This is a genomic window from Brevundimonas sp. (assembly GCF_032107865.1).
In the GTDB taxonomy this organism is placed as follows: domain Bacteria; phylum Pseudomonadota; class Alphaproteobacteria; order Caulobacterales; family Caulobacteraceae; genus Brevundimonas.
Map to the genome: position 1 here is coordinate 1 of NZ_DAMCNG010000227.1, position 4,063 is coordinate 4,063.

4 protein-coding genes and 1 pseudogene are annotated in these 4,063 nt (G+C 68.7%); all 5 read left to right on the forward strand.

All coding sequences use genetic code 11. From position 1 onward, the window contains the following. Positions 1–187 (forward strand): annotated as a pseudogene (locus RT567_RS14320) (hypothetical protein); the annotation flags it as partial. Next, entirely contained in the window at positions 187–1,296 is a 1,110-nt protein-coding gene (gene mraY / locus RT567_RS14325; protein WP_125901528.1) for a phospho-N-acetylmuramoyl-pentapeptide-transferase, read from the forward strand. The pseudogene RT567_RS14320 and the gene mraY, both read left to right, overlap by 1 nt. 4 nt (positions 1,297–1,300) lie before the next feature. Further along, positions 1,301–2,689, forward strand: a complete 1,389-nt coding sequence (murD, locus tag RT567_RS14330) for a UDP-N-acetylmuramoyl-L-alanine--D-glutamate ligase (RefSeq protein ID WP_313576944.1) — start codon at positions 1,301–1,303, stop codon at positions 2,687–2,689. Then, positions 2,686–3,867: a putative lipid II flippase FtsW gene (ftsW, locus tag RT567_RS14335; protein WP_313576945.1), complete on the forward strand. Its 1,182-nt coding sequence runs from the start codon at positions 2,686–2,688 to the stop codon at positions 3,865–3,867. Before murD ends, ftsW begins: the two co-directional genes overlap by 4 nt. Positions 3,868–3,880: 13 nt before the next feature. After that, on the forward strand, positions 3,881–4,063 hold a 183-nt coding region (locus tag RT567_RS14340), incomplete at its 3' end, for a glycosyltransferase (RefSeq protein WP_313576946.1).

Genomic DNA, 4,063 nt, shown 5'->3' on the forward strand with positions numbered 1-4,063 from the left:
CGAGTGGCGTGCGACGGCCGCCGAACTGGCCGCCGAGGCCGCCCTGCTGGCGCAGCCGGGCGATGTTGTCATGGTCAAGGGCTCGAACGGGTCGAAGGCCTCGCTGGTCGCGGCCGCGCTTGCAAATCTCGGCGTGGCCGAACAAGAGGCGCGCGTCGCCGCCGAGGCCCAAGGGAAGTCCGCCTGATGTTCTACCTGCTCTATCTCTATTACGCGGACATCGCCCAGGAATATCCGCTGCTGCACCTGATCCAGTATCAGACGGTGCGCGTGGCCCTGGCCATGGCCACGGCCATGATCGTCGCGGTCGCCATGGGCAGCCGCTTCATCAACTGGATCCGCGCCAAGCAGGGCCGGGGCCAGCCGATCCGCGACGACGGCCCGGTGTCCCACCTGTCCAAGGTCGGCACCCCGACCATGGGCGGGCTGATGATCCTGGCGGGCATCGGCGTGGCCGTGCTGCTGTGGGGCGACCTGACCAACCCCTATATCTGGATCGTCTCGGGCGTAACGGCGGCCTTCGGCGTGCTGGGCTTCATCGACGACTACGCCAAGGTGACGAAGCAGACCTCGGCCGGGCTGACGTCGAAGCAGAAGCTGCTGGCCCAGACGGTCGTGGCCGTGATCGCCGGCGTGCTGACCGTGCTGTGGATGACCCAGTCGCCGACCTCGCCGGGGCTGGAGACCTCGATCGCCTTCCCCTTCCTGAAGGCGGTGCTGCTGAACATCGGCTGGTTCTATGTGGCCTTTGCGGCCTTCACCATCATCGGCTTCTCGAACGCGGTGAACCTGACGGACGGGCTGGACGGCCTGGCCATCGTGCCGGTGATGATGGCGGCGGGCGCCTTCGGCATCATCAGCTATCTGGTCGGCAACTTCCTGTTCGCGGACTATCTGCAGGTCCACCACGTGCCCGGCGCGGGCGAACTGGCCATCTTCTGCGCCGCCATCATCGGCGGGGGCATGGGCTTCCTGTGGTACAACGCCCCGCCGGCCAAGATCTTCATGGGCGACACCGGCTCGCTGGCTCTGGGCGGCGCTCTGGGTTCGATGGCCGTGGCGACCAAGCACGAGCTGGTGCTGGGCATCGTCGGCGGCCTGTTCGTGGTCGAGGCGGCCTCGGTCATGATTCAGGTCGGCTACTTCAAGCTGACCGGCAAGCGCATCTTCCTGATGGCGCCCATCCACCACCACTTCGAGAAGATGGGCTGGCCGGAATCCACCGTCGTCATCCGTTTCTGGATCGTCGCCGCCATGCTGGCGCTGCTCGGTCTGGCCACGCTGAAGCTGCGTTGATCCGATGATCCCCGTTCCCGGCTTCGAGGGGCGTCGCGTTGCGGTCTTCGGCCTGGGGCGGTCGGGGATCACGGCGGCGCGCGCGCTTCAGGCGGGCGGGGCCATCCCTGTGCTGTGGGACGACGGCGTCTCGGGCCGGATGCAGGCCGAGGCCGAGGGCTTCATGGTCGAGGATCTGACCCGCGCCGACTGGTCGGGGTTCGCCGCCCTGGTGCTGTCGCCGGGCGCGCCGCTGACCCATCCGAAGCCGCACTGGAGCGTGGAGCGCGCCCATGAGGCGGGCGTGCCGGTCATCGGCGATGTGGAGCTGTTCGCGCGGGCGCTGGCCGCCCGGCCGCAAGGGCAGCAGCCGCGCGTCGTCGCCATCACCGGCACCAACGGCAAGTCGACGACCACGGCCCTGATCGGCTGGGTGCTGAAGCAGGCGGGCCTCAGCGTCCACATTGGCGGCAATATCGGCATCGGCGTTCTGGCCCTGCCGGAGCCGACGGCGGATGCGGTCTATGTGATCGAGGTGTCGTCCTATCAGCTGGACCTGACGACGGGCTTCGCGCCGTACGTGGCGATCCTGACCAATGTGTCGCCGGACCATCTGGATCGCCACGGCGGGATGGAGGGCTATGTCGCCGCCAAGCGCCGGATCTTCCAGGCGCAGGATGGTGAGGCGCTGGCGCTGGTCGGCGTGGACGAGGAGTGGGGCCGGAAGGCTGCGGCGGACCTGCGCGCACAGGGGCGGCGGGTGGAGACGATTTCCACGGTCGATCAGGCTGCTGATATCGCGGCTGCGCCGGGCGTGCTGACCCTCGCTGGAGCGCCAGCCGTGGACCTGACCGCCGCCCGCTCGCTTCCCGGACGCCACAACGCCCAGAATGCGGCCTTCGCCTATGCCACGGCCCGGGCGCTGGGCGTGTCGCATGAGGGGGCGGTGGAGGGGCTGTTGAGCTTCCCCGGCCTGTCGCACCGGATGGAGGCCGTCGGGCGCCTCGGCGCCGTGCGCTTCATCAACGATTCCAAGGCCACCAATGCGGATGCGGCGCGGCAGGCGCTGGCGTCCTATCCTGCCGTCTTCTGGATCGCGGGGGGCAAGGCCAAGGATGGCGGCATCGACAGCTTGAGCGATCTCTTCCCGCGCGTGACCAAGGCCTATCTGATCGGGGAGGCGGCGGACGCCTTCGCCGTCACTCTGGCCGACACCCCGCACGTCGTCGCCCATACGATGGAGCGGGCCGTCGAACTGGCCGCCGCCGACGCGGCTGCGGCCGGAGGCGAGCAGGTGATCCTGTTGTCGCCCGCCTGCGCCAGCTTCGATCAGTTCCCCGATTTCGAGGTCCGGGGCGAGGCGTTCCGCGCCGCCGTCCTGGCCCTGGGCGCACGGCCGGAGCCCGCCGCATGACCCACAACAGCTACAGCCATCCCTTCTCGCGCAACGACCAGAGCCTGATCGCGCGCTGGTTCTGGACGGTGGATCGCGGCCTGCTGGGCGCGGCGCTGACGCTGGTGGCGCTGGGCGTGGCGTTGAGCTTCGCTTCCAGCCCGGCGGCGATCCTGGCCGATGAATCGATCAGCGACCCCTTCCACTATTCCTGGCGGATGATGGTCTTCTCGACCATGGGGCTGATCGCCATGCTGAGCGCCTCGCTGCTGTCGCCGCGCGGGGTGCGGCGGATCGCGGTGCTGGCGCTGTTCTGCGCCATCGTGGTTATGGCGGCCCTGCCTTTCATCGGCGACACGGTGAAGGGGGCGGCGCGCTGGATCAATCTGGGGCCGTTCAGCCTGCAGCCGTCCGAGTTCGCCAAGCCCGGTTTGATCGTCTTCGCCGCCTGGATGTTCGCCGAGGCTCAGAAGGGCGAGGGCGTGCCCGGCGTCAGCATCGCCTTCGGCCTGTGGGCGCTGACGGTCGGCCTGCTGCTGATCCAGCCGGACATCGGCCAGACCCTGCTGATCACCACGACCTTCATGGCCGTCTTCTTCATGGCCGGGGTGCCGCTGAAGTGGGTGGCGGCGCTGGCGGCGGTCGGCGCGGGCGGGGTGGTGTCGCTGTATTTCATGTTCAGCCACATGCGGGACCGCCTGAGCCGCTTCCTGTCGCCCGAGACGACCGACACCCACCAGATCGACCGCGCGTCCGAGGCGATCCGCGCCGGGGGGCTGGTCGGGCGCGGCATCGGCGAGGGGGTGATGAAACGCCACGTCCCCGACCTGCACACCGACTTCATCTATTCCGTCGGGGCCGAGGAGTTCGGCCTGGTGCTGTCGCTGATCATGATCGGGCTTTACGCCTTCATCGTCATTCGCGGGATGCGCAAGGCGATGAAGCTGAACGACTCCTTCGAACAGACGGCGGCGGCGGGGCTGTTCATGCTGATCGGCCTGCAGGCCTGCATCAATATCGCGGTGAACCTGAACCTGATCCCGACCAAGGGGATGACCCTGCCGTTCATCAGCTATGGCGGGTCGTCCATGATGGCCATGGGGCTGACGATGGGGTTCGCCCTGGCCCTGACCCGGCGTCGTCCGGGCGCCTATGAACTGGGGTCGAACGTTAACCCGCGTCGTCGCCTGCTGCCGTAAGAGAGTACCGCCCATGACCAAGGTCTGCGTCGTCGCCGCCGGGGGCACCGGCGGCCATATGTTCCCTGCAGAGGCGCTGGCCCGCGAGATGGCGGCGCGCGGCTGGCGGGTGGTGCTGGCGACCGACAAGCGCGGCGAGCAGTACGCCCACGCCTTTCCGGCCGAAGAGCGTCTGGCGCTGGATGCGGCGACCGGG

Excerpts from the sequence above, each read along its gene's own strand:
- murD (WP_313576944.1), top strand. The coding sequence starts at position 1,301 with ATGATCCCCGTTCCCGGCTTCGAGGGGCGTCGCGTTGCGGTCTTCGGC.
- mraY (WP_125901528.1), top strand. The coding sequence starts at position 187 with ATGTTCTACCTGCTCTATCTCTATTACGCGGACATCGCCCAGGAATAT.
- ftsW (WP_313576945.1), top strand. The coding sequence starts at position 2,686 with ATGACCCACAACAGCTACAGCCATCCCTTCTCGCGCAACGACCAGAGC.